The organism is Cytobacillus oceanisediminis (assembly GCF_004366035.1).
In the GTDB taxonomy this organism is placed as follows: Bacteria; Bacillota; Bacilli; order Bacillales; family Cytobacillaceae; genus Cytobacillus; species Cytobacillus oceanisediminis_C.
This window is the reverse complement of the sequence record NZ_SOEE01000006.1, coordinates 363964-382563: the sequence shown is the minus strand read 5'-3', so window position 1 is coordinate 382563 and position 18600 is coordinate 363964. Positions and strand designations below refer to the sequence as shown.

Sequence of the window (18600 nt, the reverse complement as noted above, 5' to 3'; positions counted from 1 at the left end):
TTCACCTCTCTTGAAGGTTGTCTAGATTTGTTGGAATAGAAAAGGGAGCTACAGAACTGTACTCCCTTTTCCTTGAATATAAGAAGTATACTTATCTCACTCGAAGCCTCTTATTTAAATTCTACAGTTGCGAGTAAATCAGAGCCTGTTGGGTGCGGCTTGAAGCCTGTGATATCAGCCTTGCCCGCAAGGATTGGTCTTGAGTGAACAAGCGGAATCCACGGAGCATCTTCTTTGATCAGAACCTGAGCCTGTTTGTAAAGTTCTTCACGCTCTGCCTGGTCTGCACTAGCCTGGGCTTTTACAAGCAATTCATGCACTTCAGGGTTCTGGTAGTAAGAGTAGTTGTTAGAACCGATGCTGTCCTGGTCAAGAAGTACATATAGGAAGTTATCAGCATCCCCATTGTCGCCAGTCCATCCTAATAGGAAGGTGTCAGCTTCACCATTCTTGGCTTTATCCAGGTAAGTACCCCACTCATAAGTGACGATTTTTGCTTTAACACCAATTGCATCAAAATTGGCTTGAAGTGCCTCAGCAACTTTTTGTCCATCCGGCATATATGGTCTAGGAACCGGCATCGCCCATAGTTCCATTTCAAAACCATCAGCATATCCCGCTTCTTTTAAAAGCTCCTTAGCTTTTTCAGGATCATACTCATAATCTTTAACGTCATCATTGTAACCCGCTACAACTGAAGGCATTGGGTTTTTCGCTGGCTCAGCTGCACCAGCATAGAAAGCATCAATTAGAGCTTGCTTATCAACAGCATAGTTCAATGCCTGGCGGACCTTCTTATCTTTTAATGGTCCGCGGGTGCTTGTCAATCCAAGGTAAGCAACGTTTAATGATGGACGTTCAAAAGTCTGAAGGTCCGGGTTTCCTTCGATTTGGCCAACATCACTGAAGTTAACACCATCGATTAAGTCTACTTCGCCTGTAGCCAAAGCGTTCAGGCGGGCAGAGTTTTCAGGAATGACACGGAAGATAACCTGATCAAGCTTTGGAAGGCCTTCCTGCCAATATTCCTCATTTTTTACAAGTGTGATGCGGTCGTTGGCTTTGTATTCTTTGAATACAAATGGACCTGTACCAACCGGGTTGTGAAGGAATTTATCACCGTGTTTTTCAATCGCATCCGGGCTTGCAATTCCAAATGGAGACATTGCAAGGTTCTTTAAGAATGGTGCGATTGGCTTGTTTAAAATAAATTCAACTGTGTAATCGTCTACAGCTTTAACTTCAGAGATTTTATCTCCAAACTGTGAGTTATAGTAATAGAATTGCTCAGCGCTTCCCGCTTTCCATCTTTCAAAGTTGAAGACAACCGCTTCAGCATTGAAATCGGTTCCATCGTGGAACTTAACACCTTCTCGAAGCTTCAATGTATGCTTTAGCCCATCTTCACTTGAATCCCATTCAGTAGCAAGGCCAGGCTGAATTTCTGTATCCTGCTCACCAAATTCAATCAAAGTTTCATAGATGTTTTTTGTAACTTTAAAAGATTCACCTTCTGTTGTGATTGCGGGATCAAGCGAAGTAGAGTCACCGCCGCGGCCAAATACTAATGTGCCGCCTGAAGACGTTTCTTCTGTATCTGTACCTTTCTCATTATCCTTTTCGTCTTTCGTTCCGCTGCTTGAGTTGCTGCTGCAGCCGGCCAGAGCCAGTGACAGAAGCAAAGCTGCAACAAGGAACCAAATGCCATTGCGCTTTTTCATTGTTTTCCCCCTTTTTTCTTGCCGGTATCGGCTATTAACCTATTTATCATCCATGCAGTTCTGCCACTTTTAGAGCTCAGCTATAAAGATGGCAGGCAGCAAAGTGACCTGGTTCTATTTCCTTCAGCTGTGGCCTCTCTGTTTTGCAGACCTCCATGCATTCTTTGCATCTTGTATGGAATGCACATCCAGCTGGCGGATTCTGCGGACTTGGAATGTCCCCAGTTAATAGCTCCCTGTCTTTCTTTAAAGTCGGATCAGGGATGGGAACTGCACCAAGCAAAGCCTTTGTATACGGATGCAGCGGTTTATCGTAGAGCTGGTCAGATGTTGTGATTTCTACTAATCTTCCAAGATACATAACACCGACTCTATCACTGATATGTTTAACTACCCCGAGATCATGGGCAATGAATATATACGTCAGCTGGAAATCCTTTTGCAGATCTTCCAGCAGGTTGAGCACCTGTGATTGAATGGATACATCAAGAGCTGAAACAGGCTCATCTGCAATGATCAGCTTTGGCTTGGTCATCAATGCTCTTGCAATACCAATCCTCTGCCTTTGGCCGCCACTGAATTGATGCGGATAGCGTTTGGCATGGTAGCTGCTGAGGCCGACAACCTCCAGCATCTCCCTTACCCTCTTTTTACGCTCTTCTTTATTACCGATGCCATGGACAATGAGAGGTTCCTCCAAAATCTGCTCAACTGTATGGCGCGGATTTAAGGAAGCAAAAGGATCCTGGAATACCATCTGCATTTCCTTTCTCATTTTGCGCATTTCCGCCGAGTTAAGGGCAGTCAGATCCTTTCCTTCAAAAACTACTTTTCCCTCTGTTGGTTCTATCAGGCGCATCAGCATTCTGCCTGTAGTTGATTTGCCGCATCCTGATTCACCAACCAATCCAAGCGTTTCCCCTTTATTGACGAAGAAGCTGATATCGTCAACTGCTTTCACATCGCCTAGTTTTTTTCCAAACAGGCCGCCGGATACTGGAAAATACTTTTTTAACTGATTAACTTCCAACAGCACTTCGGTCATTAATGACACCCCCAGACTCATGCAGAAAACAGCGCACCGTATGCTGCTCTGCTTTTTCGACATTGTAAAGCGGAGGACTTTCCGTCATGCAGCGGTCATGGACAAATTCACAGCGCGCTGCAAAACGGCATCCAGTCTTGATGGAGCCCGGTTTTGGGACATTTCCCGGTATGGAATATAGACGCTCCTTCTTTTCTCTTACATCAGGAACGGATTGAAGAAGTCCCTGGGTATAAGGGTGTTTTGGGTTCTTGAATATCTCTTCTACCGTAGCCTCTTCCACTATTTTCCCGGCATACATAACAATTACCCGTTCACAGACTTCAGCTACTACCCCTAAATCATGAGTGATCATAATAATGGCTGTATCCAGTTTTTCATTTAGATCCTTCATTAAAGATAGAATCTGGGCCTGAATTGTAACGTCCAAAGCGGTCGTCGGCTCATCCGCAATCAAAAGGCGCGGATGGCAGGACAAAGCCATGGCAATCATTACCCTTTGCCTCATTCCCCCCGACAGCTGATGGGGATATTCCTTCATAATCTGCTCTGCCCTTGGCAGTCCAACAAGCTTCAGCATTTCAACTGCCTGCTGGCTCGCGGTCTTCTTTTTTAATTTTTTATGTAATTTGATTCCTTCTACCAGCTGATCTCCAATTGTAAATAACGGATTTAATGAAGTCATCGGCTCCTGGAAAATCATAGCCACTTCATTGCCTCTTATTTCACGCATTCTTCTTTCTGATGCATTAACAAGATCTTCTCCATCCAAGAGAATTTCACCGCCCACAATCTTTCCGGGGGGCTGTGGGATCAGCTTCATAATGGAGAGAGATGTAACACTCTTTCCGCAGCCCGATTCACCTACAATTCCAAGAACTTCACCCTTGTGAACCGAGAAGCTGATATCGTCCACGGCGGGAACTTCTCCATCTGATGAAAAAAAGGAAGTCCTCAGCTGCTTTACATCTAATACTGGAGCTTGAGTCACACGGATACTCCTTTCTTGATCGTCCTTTTCTATGAAATGGGACATTTTTAACATTTTTAGACCTTAGGTCACTATCTTTTTTTCATTCTATAAAAAAAGATTGGTTAAGTCTACTCATTTTTCTAAATTATTTAAATATAGTAAACATTATATATTTTTAGATATGATTTTGTAAGTAATATCCTACTAATATTTATGAAAAAGATGGAGATTAATTACCTTTATTTGCTGGCAGCTGTTTTAACACTATAGTAATTTAACGCATTGCTATAAAAAAGTGCACAACAAAGCCGGCCCTGTAATAGAGCCGGCTCCTAAACCTAATTTTCAAGCTGCTGAACCTGAAAAAGCTTATAATAATTACCCTGGTTTTTCATTAATTCTTCATGGCTTCCCGCTTCAGAAATTTCACCATGCTCTATCAGGATAATTCTATCCGCATGAGTGATGGTGGAAAGGCGATGAGCCACGATAAAAGTCGTGCGGTCTTTAGCCAATTTTTCCAATGCTTCCTGTATAAGATGTTCACTCTCTAAATCAAGGGCTGAAGTGGCTTCGTCCAGCACAAGGATCGGCGGGTTTTTCAAAAAAATTCTCGCAATGGCGATCCGCTGCTTTTGCCCACCCGAGAGTTTCACACCGCGCTCGCCTACCTTGGTATCATATCCTTCAGGCAAATTCATAATAAATTCGTGGGCATTGGCAGCCTTGGCAGCTTCTATTACTTCATCCTCCTTGGCATCGGGCTTGCCGAGAAGAATATTTGTTTTAACCGATTCGCTGAACAGAATATTATCCTGCAGCACCGTGCCAATTTTATCGCGAAGGCTCCTGACTTTAAACGAACGGATATCAGTGCCATCAAGCAGGATTCTGCCTTCGTTGACGTCATAAAAACGCGGAATCAGCCCTACTAATGAGGACTTCCCTCCTCCGCTCATCCCAACAAGGGCAATTGTCTCCCCTGCTGATACATCAAGATTTATTTCCTTTAATACCGGAGGCTCATTCTCATTGTAGGAAAAGCTCACTTCTTCAAATTGGATATGCCCTTTAACATTCTGGCATTGGATTGCATCAGGAGAGTCGTCTATATCATATTTCTCATCAATTAACTCGAATACACGATCCATGGATGCTATCGATTGAGTTAAGGTTGTTGATGAGTTAACAAGCCTTCTCAGCGGACCGTACAATCTATCTATATAAGCGACAAACGCCATCATAACACCGAGAGAAATTTCCCCCTGGATAACCTGATATCCTGAATAGCCAATTACTAAAAGCGGTGAAATATCTGTAATGGTGTTAACAACTGCAAATGCCTTTGCGTTCCACTTCGTATGGTCAATCGCTTTAGTCAGGAAATTTTTATTTTGCGCATCAAATTGGGTTTGCTCATAATCTTCAATTGCAAAGCTTTTAACAACTGCCATCCCCTGAACACGTTCATGCAGATAGCCCTGTACTTCTGCTAGGGCCTGTGAACGGGCCCTTGTCAGCTTTCTGAGGTTCCCAAAAAAGTATTTGACTGAGAAAGCATAGAATGGAAATAGAAGCAGAGACACAATCGTCAACGTAACATCCATATTCAGCATAATGACAACTGCAATTAAAATGGTTGCCACATCAAGCCATAAATTCATTAAACCGGTTACTACGAATGTTTTGGTTTGCTCAACATCATTTATAACCCTGGAGATTACTTCCCCTGTTCTTGTATTTGCATAGAATCGGAAGCTTAACTTTTGAATGTGAGTAAAAAGCTTATCCCGGATATCATATAGAATTTTGCTTGCCACCCATTGGGCAAAGTATTGGCGGTAATACTCAATTGGCGGACGGGCGATGACAAATAAAGCAATCATCACAGCCATAACCATTAAAAGTGTGCTGGTCTTATCGCTCTTGCTCAATGCCTCATTACCAATAATATCATCTATTACATACTTAATCAGAAGCGGAATCAAAAGTGGAATGGCAAATTTAATGATGCCTATTATAATGGTTCCGATAATCTGAAGCCGATACGGCTTTACGAATTTCAAATATCTCTTTATACTGTCCAACCGGATCGCTCCCCCTCTCTTCTTCATGCAGCTTTCTTTAATTTGGACTATCAGCCTATATTTCCAATTATTTTCTTAAACTTACCCCTAAACCTGGTAATCATGCAGATCTGAACAAAAATAAAAACCTGCTGACTCAAGGTCCAACAGGCGTTTTTTCGGCATTCAGCCATTTTTTAGCGTCTGTAAGTAAGATAACGTTCATACCATATATCAATAAAGTCGGGTGCAAAAGGACCTTTTCTCTGACGGATCCAATGGATGAGATTGTCAACATTCGATCTAAGGATGCTGTCAATTACATCGGGATAATTCATCTCCTGACGGTGCCGTTCATACTCATCTTCATCAAGCAGATTGAATGTCATGTCCGGATACACTTTAATATCCAGATCATAATCAATATACTTTAACGCTTCTCCGTCAAAAATAAATGGTGAACTGATATTGCAGTAATAATAAACACCATCTTCCCGAATCATTCCAATCACATTAAACCAGTGCTGTGAATGGAAATAACAAATGGCTGGCTCTCTTGTCACCCATGTTCTTCCGTCAGATTCTGTTACGATTGTCCGGTCATTTCCGCCAATCACTAAATTTTGTGTCCCTTTTAATACGGTTGTTTCCTCCCAGACGCGGTGGATATGCCCATTATGTTTATAGCTGTGTATTTGCATTGGTTCGCCTTCGATGGGTACCGCCATTTTTTTCCCCTACTTTCCATTCCGGAAGCTTTGCAACCTGAAAATACTTTTTTTGGCGCCATTTAATAGGCGTCCTCCCCTTCATGCCGGCGTTTAATGCACAGCATGACTCAATACTATCCAAAAGAAAAAGGCAACAAAGTACGATTCCTATTTTCTACTATTATAACGGTAAAAGGAAATTTTTAAAACAAAGAGCCATTGAAATGTATCAACGGCTTTTAAAAAAGGATATATAGCTGATTTTATAGGCATTGAAGAACAGATGGATTTAGGGAAGGATTGTTATTTTTAAACAGTTACATTTACTTCCTGATAGGAGCGGATGACCTCTTCGGTCTGTTCCTCAAATATACGATGAATTTCTTTCAGTTCTTCTTTCATCCTTGAAATCTCATACTGTACACTTTCAAGCTCGGTTTCCTGCTGAATTGCCTTCAATTCTTCTTCAATCTCTTGGCAGCGCTCCAATTCACTTTGAAGATAAAGAAGCTTTTCCATCGTTTTCATCTGTTCTGAAACTAAACTGTTAAAGTTCTCCATGTTTGTTTCACCGTCCCTATTATTTTTCCTATCTCTATATTTCGATGCACCTTTTTTTAACCCTTTGACTAGTTATGTTGACTTTATGGAAGTTTTGTCGAAGAGATGGCCAGAGATAAAAAATTGACTGGGGACTTTAATTCTAATCCGCACAAATAAGAAGAAACCGCCCTTTCCATTAAAGGCGGCTTCTTTCTTTAAATGTTATTAGCGGCTTTGTTTGCCGGCATTTTGACCTTTACGAGCTTCAGCTTGCTGGTTTTGCTGTCTTACTTCAGCAGCGTTTGTTTCGCTGGCAAATTCAGTTCCGAATTGGCCTTGTCCAGCAGATTGTGCGTTTTGTTGTCTCACTTCTTGAACGTTAGTTCCAGCTTGAGATTGGTTTGGTTGTTTAGCCATTATAATCACCTCCACGCTCATTAATTTAACCGAGAGCGGAGGAAACTATCCAACTTTTTTAAATACCAAAGATATCCATTTTTTTCATTAAACAAGCAGAGAAATACCACCATCCACAATAATCGTTTGACCGCGGATCATGCTGGATTCCTCACTTATCAAAAACATTACTGTATTAACCATATCTTCAATTTCCACCATACGCCCTGCAGGAGTTTTGGTCTTTGCTTCTTCGAGAAGCTCTGTACGGTTAGGGAAATGTTTTAGTGCTTCAGTATCAACTGCACCGCCTGAAACAGCGTTTACGACGATATTTTTGGGAGCCAATTCAATAGCCAAGTAACGTGTCAGTGCTTCTAATGCCGCCTTGGAAACCCCTACAGTCGTATAGTTTTCCAGATAGCGGATCGACCCCAGTGAGCTGATGCTTACTATTTTCCCGCCGCCGTTTTTTTCCATAAGCTTTGCAGCTTCCTGTCCGCAGAAAAGCAGAGCTTTGCTGTTAATATTCATCGTCCAGTCCCAATGGGATTCTTCGAGTTCCATTGCCGGGCGCAGTACACCGGATGCTGCATTGTTTACAAACACATCCAGCCTTCCAAATTCACGGTCAATCTCCTGGAAAAGCCCTTTAATTTTTTCTACGTCCCCTACGTTTGCTTTTACAACCAGGACTTTTCTTCCAAGTGCCTCGATTTCGGCTGCTGTTTCATTTGCAGCTGATTTACTGCGTGCGTAATTGATGACAATATCATAGCCTTCTTTGGCAAGCCTGATGGCCGTTGCCTTTCCAATTCCTCTGCTGCTTCCTGTTATCAGTGCTACTTTTTGTGTCATGATCCAGTTTCCTTTCTGTTATGTATTCCTGTTCCAAACTGTTTAAGGATTGTTATACCGGTAATTTAAAAATTGAGCTGTTCTCTCTAGTTTGTTGTATAGCCTAATAATAACGTCCGTTGATTTCCGCGAGGAGGAAGGAGAGCCTCCCGAAGAACATTTAATAAGCTACACCGAATGAACTCCGTACGAAGGAAATGCGTCAGCATTAGTGTCCTCCGCTTTAATCAACTCTGCATGTTAAACGTTGTTTGAATTTAACAGCAACAAACTATAAGGAAATAGCCTAAATAAAATCCCTTACCGATTTCATTTTAGCTTTTTCCATGTATATATGGCAATTCGAATTAAAACACTATCTTTAATCCAAATGAGGAAAGGAAGATGGCAAATGTTTGTCGGACGTGATATGACCGAGCTTTCTATGATGTCAAAATCGGACTGGAAGGAAAGTGAGCTTGCTTTTTACCATCATTCATTTCAGCAGATCATGCCTTATTTAAATGCTGAAGGGCAAACCATCCATAGGGAAATCATCGAAGAAATAGAAAACCGCGGCGGCTTGAAAAGGCAGGAAGCTGATTATACGCATGGAACTCGGGTAAGCTACGATTAATCATATAGAAAAAGGGGGGACGCCCCCTTCTCTATCCTCTGCTATCCAAATATTGCTTCCATATTTTCTGGTGGGAAACCGGAAAAGGAAATTCTTTAATTTCTTCAAGGCTGACTAATTTCAAATCGCTTTTTTCTTTTTCGAGTTTTATTATTTTTCCTTTATACACATTTATGTTCCATGTTAGATGGGAAAAAACGTGTTCAATCTGCCCAGTCATTTCCTGTATTTCCACTTTGGCGCCAAATTGTGTGCTGAACACATCTTTCATTTGGTCTTTATCGCTTACATAAGCAATATTGATTTCTGCCATCGGAAATTCCCAAAGATTAGCAAGAAGGCCTTTTCCAGGCCTTTTGTGTATCAAAATTCTTTCGTGATCATCTATGAGGACAGCTGCTGCTAATTGGACATTTCTTTGCTTCTTTGTTTTAGTTTTTACGGGCAGCTCATGCTGCGTTCCCTCGTAAAAAGCAGTACAATGCTCTCTCACCGGACATAATAAGCATGAAGGTGAAGTTGGTGTACAAATTAATGCTCCAAGCTCCATGAGGGCCTGATTGAAATAGGATGGATTTTCATGTGAAATTAATTTTCGGACGGAAGACTCAAAAATTTTCCTGGAAGAAGGCTTGGCGATATCATCCCAGATAGAGAGGATACGCGAAAGGACCCGCATGACATTGCCATCCACAGCCGGTTCCGGTATTCCGTAAGCAATACTGAGAATTGCTCCTGCTGTATAAGGTCCTACTCCTTTTAATGAAGAAATTTCTTTTGGTGTATCTGGAACTCTTCCGCCATATTTTTCATGAACTTCCCGGACAGCCGCCTGAAGGTTTCTTGCTCTTGAATAATAGCCCAAACCCTCCCAGGCTTTTAATACCTTTTCTTCATCTGCTTCAGAAAGATCCTTTATAGTCGGAAACTGTTCAATAAAGCGATGAAAATAAGGAATTACGGTATCCACCCGTGTCTGCTGAAGCATAATCTCGGAAACCCAAACCTTGTAAGGATCCTTGTCCTTTCTCCAGGGCAAATCCCTTTGCTCAGCTTCAAACCACCTGAGCAAATCATCTTGAAAACCATTTATATCAACTGATTCAATCGTATTTTGACTAATTTCTTTCAATTTTTAATCCTCCTGATGTTAAACAATCGGAAAATATGGGAATATATTAGTACAGTCGCTTCTTTAATCCCTAATTCTTGATGATTAAACATTTTTTTCAATTTAAGCAACTCCCTTAAAGGTACCCATATTCAGCTGTTAAAACAAGAAATTTGCTGATACACTAAAAAAGCGGCCATCAAGTCCGCTATAGATTAAATCAAACACTAGACCATGTCCCAAGGAAGGAGGTATTTTCCTCTTGGATACCGGCACACATGTAGTTATGGGGCTGGCGATTGGCGGCATTGCCACTCTTGACCCCGTTGTTGCGGAGAGTTCTGCTACAGCAACAAGTGTCATGATTGGAGCAATAGTCGGTTCACAAATACCAGATATAGATACTGTTTTAAAACTAAGAAATAATGCTGTATATATTCGCAATCACAGGGGAATTACCCACTCCATACCGGCAGTGCTGCTTTGGCCTCTTGCCATACTTGCAGTTGTTTACCCATTTTTTCCTTCAGCAGATTTGCTTCATTTATGGCTGTGGACTTTTTTGGCTGTTTTCCTGCATGTTTTTGTAGACATATTTAATGCTTATGGAACACAGGCACTTCGGCCCTTTTCATCCAAATGGGTAGCATTGGGAATTATTAACACATTTGACCCTTTCATTTTTGGGATCCATGTCGCAGGATTATTTATATGGGCCTTCGGGGCTCATCCTGGTTATACATTCTTAATTATATATGGCATTATCGTGGTGTATTATCTTTTTCGATTTGCGGCTCAGAGAAGTGTACTGAGAGCTGTAAAAGTAATTATACCCGATGCCACAGAAATCATCATTGCCCCAACCATGAGGTTCAATCAATGGCGGGTTGCCGTGATGAGCAGGCAGCAATTTTTCGTTGGGCGTGCTGTAAAAAACCATGTGAGGATTCTCGATCAATTTAATCGCGTTCCCGTTCCTGAAACACCTGTAATTGAAGCCGCGAAGAAAGATAAAAATCTATCAGCATTCCTGTCCTTCTCACCAGTTTACCGCTGGGAAGTGGATGAATATGATGATTATTATGAAGTTCGATTTATTGACCTTCGCTACCGGAGCAATGGACACTATCCATTTGTAGCCGTGGTCCAGCTCGATCGGGAGTTTAACATTCAATCATCCTATACAGGCTGGATTTTCAGTGAGGAAAAACTTCGAAAAAAACTGGATATCATTCCTGGCTAATGAAAACAGGCTGCTATTATAGGCAGCCTGTTTTCAATTCAGCTTTTTTATGTCCTGTTCGAGCAAATTCTTGTATTTAGGATTATTAGCAACAAATTCATGGAGCCTGCTTCCATGGTTTTCTACCCATTGACTTACGATTCTTTCTGTCATTTCAGCACCTTTATATTCTCTGCCAGCCTTAGCATAAGTTGCTTCAAAATCTTCCCAGAGCAGCTCAATCCATGTCTGGGCCTGGCTTGCTGAAAGCATTTTGTTTTTTTTCAATAAAAGCTCATAAAGCTTTTGCTGGTACTCATTCATAAAAGTCACCTCATTACCATTTATTAATAACCTGTATCCTTCATAGCCTTCCGAAAAAAACAAATAATAGTATTACGTGATTGGCAAATTTGCCGGTCACGCTCTTATTCCGGTTTAGGAGGCTGCTTATGCGCAATAAAGCGAGAAATTTCCCAAATCAAAACAATATAAAATTGGAGGGGGAGCCGCGGGCTAAAGCAGAATATGCTTCACGCCGGGCTGATGGCACAATTAATACGCACCCTCAGGAACGAATGAGAGCTTCATCAAACCGCGAAAGTGACACACCAGAATTTTAAAATACGAGGAGGGCTTGGTTATGGGAAACAGCAAAAACTTTTTTGGAGATAATCCTTATTCCAGTCCATTTACTTCACCGCACTTTAGGCCTAAACGTGCACATTCACAAGTAAATGGTGAGACCCAGCAAACTCAAGACCTCATTATTTTAAAACGGCAGATTCGCAAAAATTCGTAACAGCAGAAAGAGGATGGTTTACATCATCCTCTTTCTTCCAGTTTTTTCAGCATGGAGATCGGCAAAGCTTCCTCACCTTTGCTTCCATTTAGCCGGAATCCCCAGGCAAACACGCCATTCATATATTCAATTTTAAAGTAAACCCCGGGATCCCCGTCGATTTCATAAATTTCTCCAGGGGAAAAATCATCAGGATTGAGCAGGTAGGATTTCGCCATTATTACTTTACGCTCAAGAACGGCAAACTCATTTACCATACCCATCTGTTCCGCTTTCCTTGCTTTTTCATTTAAGCTGGAAATTTCTTGCTGAAGCTCATACGTAGTCATTGTACTGTACCTTTTCTCCTGCATATTAATCCCTCTTACTTTCTCTAGATAATCGTATATTGTTTTAGTTAATTCTTGAAATTTATGTTCAGTTTATTAATTGTGCATTGATTTCCGTTCTGACATAACTAAGTATATGAGAAAATGCCTGTTTAGAAAAGGCTCCTGCTATTTGTTTTTTATACCATTTCGCAAGTACTGGACTTTTTTGTTAAGATGGTGTTTATAAGACCTTCAAAGGAGCGAAACATATGAAGTCTGTCATCATTACCGGCGCGGGGTCCGGATTAGGTAAAGAGCTTGCTTTATTATTTGCCAAACAAGGCTTCCATACTATTTTAACAGGAAGGGCCTTGGACAAACTGCAAAGCGTGGAAAAGGAGATTCATGAAGCTGGCGGAAGCGCTCAATCCTTTTCATTAGATATTACAAAGCTCCAGGAGATCAGCAGCTTGATGGCTCAAATCCAAAGCCATGAACTTTACGGCCTAATTAACAATGCTGGAGTTGGACATTTTGGGCCATTAGACCATCTTGGAGAGCAGGAAATACAGGATATGCTTCAAACAAACGTGCTGGGCACTATTTATATGACTCAGGCTGTTCTGCCTTATTTTAAAGAAAAAAACGGCGGCTTGCTGATGAATATCATTTCGACAGCTGGCTTAAAAGGAAAAGTTAATGAATCAGTGTATGCAGCAAGCAAGTTTGCTGTAAGAGGTTTTACAGAGAGCCTTCAGAAGGAACTCGAAGACACGGATATTAAAGTTAAAGCCGTTTATATGGGCGGAATGGATACCCCCTTCTGGGATGAAGGCGACCATATCAAAGACAAATCCAGGCTTCGTTCTCCTGAAGAAGTAGCAGTAATGATTCTGGATAATTTGGATGAAGAATCCATTGTAATTGAATCTAAAAAATAACACATGGGTTTCCATGTGTTATTCTCCTTCACTTAAATATTGATCAATTAAATCGAACGAAAATCCCTTTCTAAATAAGGCTTGTTTCATTTTTTGCCTGTATTCGAATTCAGGGAGGTTAGCATATTTCCTTTTGGCTTTTTCCGCTTGGTACTTTAGGGCAGCCAATTCTTCATCTTCTTCTTTTTCAATCTCCGTTTCAGATACTGCTTCTTGAATGATGTCAAAATTAAAACCTTTACGCATTAACATCTGTTCCAGTTTTTGTTTGAGGATCTTTGATGAATCACGGGCATATTTCTGTGCATGCTTTTCACACAGCCTTATTGCTGTACTTAATTCAGCTTCCCTTGGATACACCTCCAGCGCCTCATCGATTAATTTAAGGGATATCCCTTTCTCCTTTAGTTCAGTGCGGATTAATCCTTTCCCTTTATCTGATGTATTCATTTGTGTACGCACAAAAGCAATTGCATATTCTTCATCGTTCAAAAATTTGTAATCATACAATTTGTGAACAACTTCCTGAATAACCGGTTCTTCAACTTCTTTGCCAGCTAAATGTTTGCGGACTTCGGTTTCTGAGCGCATCCTTCTGGATAAATACTGAATAGCTATGTTATAGGATTTCCGGATATCATCCTGATAGCCAATTTCATTTAGTGAAAATTCATCCAGCTCCATTCCTTTTTTGAGCTGATGTTTTATTAACACATCTTCATCCACACTAAATGCATATTCTTCACCTTTCCCATAATCCATATATATATTGTAGCGGTCTGTGTTTTTTTTCTGAAATGTGATTTTCGTAATGATCGGCATTTTTCTCCACCTCTTTTCTTAAATGTAACATAACCAAAGGCTCTTTTCGTATAAATTGATGTTTTGCGCCTATCCATGTTAACCGTTGATTTCCGCTCCAGGCTGCTCGCTTTCCGCGGGGCGGGCGGTGAGCATCCTCGACGCTCCGCGTCTGCGGGGTCTCACCTGTCCCGCTACTCCTGCAGGGGTGTCGGTACCTTCCAATCAACTCAATAAATAATATACAAAAAGCAACAAACCTTGCGAAAACAACCTTATCAAAAAAAAGGATTTTGAATTAAAACGTCGTAAACTGTAACAAAGTATTTGCCACTTGAAAGGGGAATCTCCCATGAGAATAGCCATCGCAGGCGGAACTGGCTTTGTTGGAAACGCCTTGGTGAAAAAATTACTGGAGAAAAAACATGAAATATTTATTCTAACCAGAGATATATCTAATAAGCAGCATTCTAAAAACCTGTATTATGTACAATGGCTGAACGATGATGATTCACCGGAAGATAATCTGGAAAGCATTGACGTGTTTATCAACCTGGCTGGTGAGTCCATTAACAGTGGAAGATGGACGGAAGAACGAAAAAAACGAATATTAAACAGCCGCATTACAGCCACTAAGGAAGTTATCCGGATTATTAGCCGCCTTGAAGAAAAGCCGTATACACTTATCAATGCCAGCGCCGTTGGTTACTATGGCACTTCAAAGGTTGAAACCTTCACCGAAGCTTCCAGGAAAAGCGGTACTGATTTTTTGGCTGAAACAGTAAGACGCTGGGAGGAAGAGGCATCCAAGGCAGAAGAATTTGAAGTCAGGACAGTATTCTGCAGGTTTGGAATCATTCTTGAGAAAAACGATGGTGCTCTTCCGCGAATAGCCCTTCCTTATAAATTATTTGCCGGAGGGACTGTCGGAACAGGCAGTCAATTGGTTTCCTGGATTCATTTAGGTGATGCCGTAAACGGAATCCTTTTTTGCATTGAACAAGAACAGCTTCAGGGTCCTGTGAATTTTACATCGCCCTACCCTGTGACAATGAAGGAATTTGGACAAATACTTGGAGAAGTCCTTAATCGCCCACACTGGATTCCTGCTCCTGGATTTGCTCTGAAAATAGCTCTTGGGGAGATGAGTACCCTGGTTTTAGAGGGGCAAAAAGTACTTCCTGAAAAATTGCAGTCATTCGGTTATGAATTTTTATATCCAGACTTAAAGGCAGCTCTCAGCGATATTTATCAATGAAATTTGTATCATTTTTTTCAAATAAGGGAAAAATAAGGGAAGTGTGAACCTTATTCTGAAAGGATGATACGAAGTGGACAAAAAGAAAAAAGACAAATCCAAAAGCACTTTATCAAGCATGCAGGAAGTAACTTATTCAAGAGAATTCAAAACAGCTGACAAAGCGGGCGGATTTGCAGGCAGACAGTCAAAACATTAATTTCCACCCATACCAGCCCTATTAATGGCACATGATAAAGGTACGGAAACATTTAGTTTCCGCACCTTTATTGCTGAAAGGGGTTATTTACAATGGGCCGTGCACATGGACATAAAACTCGTGATAAAAACAAATCATCACTTCCACAAGTACCAAAAAACATGAAATCTGACGGCATCGACGTAGAATTTAACCGCGAACTTGCCGATCATGATGATCTCGAGGCAATGGCACGTTCCAAGGCTGCTGATCAGCGGGCAAAAAGCAGACAGAAACGCTAGCCCTAAAGGACAAAAAAAGCAGGAACATAAGGTTCCTGCTTTTATATATCTATTCTCAGTGAGTGTGTGCTTCTTTTTTCCCTATTCCGTGACCGCCTTTCATCATTGTCTTAATATAAGGGATAGCGAATCTGTCAACACCCCAGTAGTAAGCACCTGCACCTGTAAATAGAAGGATGATTGCTGCTGTATATAGTATTGGGTTAGTGCTTGTTGTTCCTGCTAATAAGAAGTTTAGATTCATGAAAGCTCCTGCGATTAATGCCGGAATGGTCGCTGCTCCAAGTATAAGTCCAATTCCAACAAGAACTTCGCCCCATGCAACTAAAGTACTGAATAAATCCGCGTTTGGCAATGCTACATTTTCCAGGAATCCCGCATACCAGCCCTGCACAGCCGGATGGTCGCCAGCGGCTTGCGCTATGGCCCCCTGCATGAATCCGCCTGCGTTAAATCCCTCTGTTACCTTATGCCACCCAGCTTCAAGCCATTGTATTCCAAGCCAAACCCTTAATATTGTCCACACGGCTGCTGCCTTAGGAGTTTTCCACCATTTCATGATAATCATCTCCATGTTTTTATTGTGAATAATTTCACATAGTCACTTAAAAAATTTTTCCCTATCAGGGGATTTAAAAGCCGGCCAGCTCTTGAGAAGAAAGATTGTTCCAGCGAAGTCGCTTGTGAAATACTTCACTAACTCTCTTCACTTATAATATACTCCTTCCCTTTCCTTTTCGCAATACACTTCACCAATTCTTCACAAATATCGGGCTATGATTGATCAGGCTGTTTTCATTCCGACAAAGCGGGAATAGGAATAGTACTGTGTAAAATAATTGCTGCATTAAAGGAGGACCTTAGACACATGCTTGAAAGCTTACTGAAAGATCTCATTTCTATTAATAGCTCTTCAAAGGAAGGAGCAAACCAGGCAATCGAATATTGCCATCAATGGCTGTCAGGCCACGACCTTCCCTCTAGAATAATTGAAAATAATGGCTATAAAATGACAGTCTGTGAGATTGGAAGCGGTGATCAAACCGTTATTTTTAATGGACATGTGGATGTTGTCTCAGGAAAGGATGAACAGTTCATTCCTGTAGAACTCCGGGATAAAATATATGGACGCGGGGCAGCGGATATGAAAGCCGGGGTTGCGGCCATGATGTGTGCAGTAAAAGCACTCCGCAATAAGCCAATTGGCGTAAAAATACAGCTTCAAATTGTATCAGATGAAGAAATCGGCGGTTTTAATTGTTCCGGGTATTTAGCAGAACAGGGGTATCGCGGGGATTTTGTCATTTGTTCTGAACCGACTCAGCTCGGAATTGCTCTGGAAGCGAAAGGAGTTATCAGGCTGGACATCCAGATAGACGGAGATCCGGCCCACGGCAGCCGTCCATGGGAAGGAGTCAATGCCATTGAAAAGGCTTTTGAAGTACATCAAAAACTATTAAAATTGCCTTTTGCAAAAGAAGCATCTGAATTCTTTCCACAGCCTTCGATTAATCTGGCAAAAATAACTGGAGGAGATGTTTATAATAAGGTGCCTGAAAAATGTATAATGTCCTATGATATCCGATACTTGCCTGAACAGGATCATGAAGAGATCATCAAACAAATCGAAAATATCACAGATGGAGAAATAATCATGAATATGTTCAGCAAGCCGCTTGTAACAGCCAGAGACAATCCTTTCATCTTGATGCTTGAACCTATTGTTGAAAAGCACACAGAAGACAAAGCTGTTTTCTTTGGGCAGCATGGTTCTGCTGATACTGTGTTCTTTGCCAATTACGGGATACCAGCTATCGAGTTTGGCCCAACCGGCATGAACTGGCACGGTGATAATGAATATGTCCTGCCGCATTCCATTCATTTATATGAAAAAATGCTTATCGACTTTGCTATGAAATTTTCAAATTAAATAATGCTAATAGGCTCCCAGTATGGTAAATTTTTGGATATATGATTAAAGGGGGATTCACAGTAATGAGCTCTATTAGTTTATTAAAAAAATCGGCAGGACTTGTCCTGGAGAAAAAGAAGCTGACAAATGTTACTGCCAGGGTAGGACTTGTTCTGGACATTTCCGGCTCCATGCGCAAGTTATATAAAAACGGGACTGTCCAAAGGGTTGTGGAGAGAATCTTAGCAGTTGCCAGCCAATTTGATGATGACGGCGCACTTGATATTTGGGTCTATGATAATGAATTTTCCAGGTTGAAGCCGGTAACAGAACATGACTTTGAAGGATATGTGGATCAATATATCATAAATAATGATCTGATTCACAAATTCGGAAGAAATGATGAACCGCCAGTAATGGCGGATGTCATTCAGAAATATACCACAGAAGATCGGAGTAAAGACCCTGCCTTCATTGTTTTCATTAATGATGGAGGCTGTAAAAGAACGATCAAAAAACCGGTTGCAGCATCATCCGATAAACCATTATTTTGGCAGTTTGTCGGCATAGGCGATTCAAACTTTGAAGTACTGGAAAAGTTGGATGAAATGGATGGCCGCTATATCGATAACGCAAACTTTTTCCACATTAAAAATATCGAGACCATTTCTGATAACGAACTTTATGACCTCTTGTTGAATGAATTCCCGGATTGGCTAAAAGAAGCTAAAGAAAAGAATGTCATTTTATAGATAAGCAAAAAGGCGGATTTGATAGTAATCAAGTCCGCCTAATCTATTATATCCCTGCAGGCCATACACCTATTTTCCATCC

23 protein-coding genes are annotated in these 18600 nt (G+C 41.2%); 10 read left to right on the top strand and 13 right to left on the bottom strand.

Annotated features, from left to right (window positions below):
• Positions 1-110: 110 nt before the first annotated feature.
• From DFO72_RS17410 to fabL, 8 genes are all read right to left on the bottom strand, one after another.
• A complete protein-coding gene (locus tag DFO72_RS17410; protein ID WP_113883210.1) occupies positions 111-1721 on the bottom strand; it encodes an ABC transporter substrate-binding protein in 1611 nt (536 codons plus the stop codon).
• Positions 1722-1797: 76 nt separating this feature from the next.
• Positions 1798-2766: an ABC transporter ATP-binding protein gene (locus DFO72_RS17405; RefSeq protein WP_113883209.1), complete on the bottom strand. Its 969-nt coding sequence runs from the start codon at positions 2764-2766 to the stop codon at positions 1798-1800.
• A complete protein-coding gene (locus DFO72_RS17400) occupies positions 2741-3757 on the bottom strand; it encodes an ABC transporter ATP-binding protein (protein ID WP_113883208.1) in 1017 nt (338 codons plus the stop codon). The genes DFO72_RS17405 and DFO72_RS17400 overlap by 26 nt, the downstream gene beginning before the upstream one ends.
• Before the next feature lie 320 nt (positions 3758-4077).
• Entirely contained in the window at positions 4078-5826 is a 1749-nt protein-coding gene (locus DFO72_RS17395; protein ID WP_113883207.1) for an ABC transporter ATP-binding protein, read from the bottom strand.
• Positions 5827-6002: 176 nt separating this feature from the next.
• Positions 6003-6533 (bottom strand): nucleoside tri-diphosphate phosphatase, encoded by a 531-nt coding sequence (ntdP, locus tag DFO72_RS17390; protein WP_113883206.1) that lies wholly within the window; start codon positions 6531-6533, stop codon positions 6003-6005.
• A gap of 291 nt (positions 6534-6824) precedes the next feature.
• On the bottom strand, positions 6825-7076 hold the full coding sequence (locus tag DFO72_RS17385) for a YgaB family protein (RefSeq protein WP_113883205.1): 252 nt from the start codon (positions 7074-7076) through the stop codon (positions 6825-6827).
• 207 nt (positions 7077-7283) lie between these two features.
• Entirely contained in the window at positions 7284-7475 is a 192-nt protein-coding gene (locus DFO72_RS17380) for a gamma-type small acid-soluble spore protein (RefSeq protein WP_035333109.1), read from the bottom strand.
• Between the two features lie 87 nt (positions 7476-7562).
• Complete coding sequence (fabL, locus tag DFO72_RS17375; RefSeq protein WP_113883204.1) at positions 7563-8312, bottom strand: enoyl-[acyl-carrier-protein] reductase FabL; 750 nt, start codon at positions 8310-8312, stop codon at positions 7563-7565.
• A 391-nt stretch (positions 8313-8703) separates the two neighbouring features.
• Between fabL and DFO72_RS17370 the strand changes: the two genes are divergently transcribed.
• Positions 8704-8928 (top strand): hypothetical protein, encoded by a 225-nt coding sequence (locus tag DFO72_RS17370; protein WP_113883203.1) that lies wholly within the window; start codon positions 8704-8706, stop codon positions 8926-8928.
• A 31-nt stretch (positions 8929-8959) separates the two neighbouring features.
• Here DFO72_RS17370 and mutY read toward each other — a convergent pair whose 3' ends face one another.
• Positions 8960-10060, bottom strand: a complete 1101-nt coding sequence (gene mutY / locus DFO72_RS17365) for an A/G-specific adenine glycosylase (RefSeq protein WP_113883202.1) — start codon at positions 10058-10060, stop codon at positions 8960-8962.
• Positions 10061-10301: 241 nt separating this feature from the next.
• On the opposite strand from mutY, the gene DFO72_RS17360 reads away from it, so the two are divergent.
• Positions 10302-11282, top strand: a complete 981-nt coding sequence (locus DFO72_RS17360) for a metal-dependent hydrolase (RefSeq protein ID WP_113883201.1) — start codon at positions 10302-10304, stop codon at positions 11280-11282.
• Between the two features lie 33 nt (positions 11283-11315).
• Here DFO72_RS17360 and DFO72_RS17355 read toward each other — a convergent pair whose 3' ends face one another.
• A complete protein-coding gene (locus DFO72_RS17355) occupies positions 11316-11585 on the bottom strand; it encodes a YfhJ family protein (protein WP_113883200.1) in 270 nt (89 codons plus the stop codon).
• Between the two features lie 128 nt (positions 11586-11713).
• Here DFO72_RS17355 and DFO72_RS17350 point away from each other — a divergent pair, with 128 nt between their 5' ends.
• Both DFO72_RS17350 and DFO72_RS17345 read left to right on the top strand, forming a co-directional pair.
• Complete coding sequence (locus DFO72_RS17350; RefSeq protein WP_009335832.1) at positions 11714-11884, top strand: small, acid-soluble spore protein K; 171 nt, start codon at positions 11714-11716, stop codon at positions 11882-11884.
• Positions 11885-11904: 20 nt separating this feature from the next.
• A complete protein-coding gene (locus DFO72_RS17345) occupies positions 11905-12063 on the top strand; it encodes a YpzG family protein (protein ID WP_009335831.1) in 159 nt (52 codons plus the stop codon).
• A gap of 23 nt (positions 12064-12086) precedes the next feature.
• On the opposite strand, the gene DFO72_RS17340 is transcribed toward DFO72_RS17345, so the two are convergent.
• Positions 12087-12416 (bottom strand): YfhH family protein, encoded by a 330-nt coding sequence (locus DFO72_RS17340; RefSeq protein ID WP_113883199.1) that lies wholly within the window; start codon positions 12414-12416, stop codon positions 12087-12089.
• 227 nt (positions 12417-12643) lie between these two features.
• Between DFO72_RS17340 and DFO72_RS17335 the strand changes: the two genes are divergently transcribed.
• Positions 12644-13315, top strand: coding sequence for an SDR family NAD(P)-dependent oxidoreductase (locus DFO72_RS17335; RefSeq protein WP_113883198.1), 672 nt, complete (start codon positions 12644-12646; stop codon positions 13313-13315).
• Between the two features lie 18 nt (positions 13316-13333).
• On the opposite strand, the gene recX is transcribed toward DFO72_RS17335, so the two are convergent.
• Positions 13334-14137, bottom strand: a complete 804-nt coding sequence (recX, locus tag DFO72_RS17330) for a recombination regulator RecX (protein WP_113883197.1) — start codon at positions 14135-14137, stop codon at positions 13334-13336.
• Positions 14138-14468: 331 nt separating this feature from the next.
• Between recX and DFO72_RS17320 the strand changes: the two genes are divergently transcribed.
• The 3 genes from DFO72_RS17320 (at position 14469) to DFO72_RS17310 (ending at position 15854) form a co-directional block, all read left to right on the top strand.
• Positions 14469-15374: a TIGR01777 family oxidoreductase gene (locus DFO72_RS17320; protein WP_113883195.1), complete on the top strand. Its 906-nt coding sequence runs from the start codon at positions 14469-14471 to the stop codon at positions 15372-15374.
• A gap of 73 nt (positions 15375-15447) precedes the next feature.
• Positions 15448-15573, top strand: a complete 126-nt coding sequence (locus DFO72_RS17315; protein WP_113883194.1) for a YfhE family protein — start codon at positions 15448-15450, stop codon at positions 15571-15573.
• A 92-nt stretch (positions 15574-15665) separates the two neighbouring features.
• Positions 15666-15854 carry a YfhD family protein gene (locus tag DFO72_RS17310; RefSeq protein WP_009335826.1) on the top strand — a complete coding sequence of 63 codons (189 nt, stop codon included), beginning with the start codon at positions 15666-15668 and terminating at the stop codon, positions 15852-15854.
• Between the two features lie 55 nt (positions 15855-15909).
• Here DFO72_RS17310 and DFO72_RS17305 read toward each other — a convergent pair whose 3' ends face one another.
• Positions 15910-16413 carry a DoxX family protein gene (locus tag DFO72_RS17305; protein ID WP_113883193.1) on the bottom strand — a complete coding sequence of 168 codons (504 nt, stop codon included), beginning with the start codon at positions 16411-16413 and terminating at the stop codon, positions 15910-15912.
• 309 nt (positions 16414-16722) lie between these two features.
• Here DFO72_RS17305 and DFO72_RS17300 point away from each other — a divergent pair, with 309 nt between their 5' ends.
• Together DFO72_RS17300 and DFO72_RS17295 are read left to right on the top strand one after the other, a co-directional pair.
• Positions 16723-17784, top strand: coding sequence for a M20 family metallopeptidase (locus DFO72_RS17300; RefSeq protein ID WP_113883192.1), 1062 nt, complete (start codon positions 16723-16725; stop codon positions 17782-17784).
• 65 nt (positions 17785-17849) lie between these two features.
• Entirely contained in the window at positions 17850-18518 is a 669-nt protein-coding gene (locus DFO72_RS17295) for a vWA domain-containing protein (protein WP_113883191.1), read from the top strand.
• Positions 18519-18600: the final 82 nt, after the last annotated feature.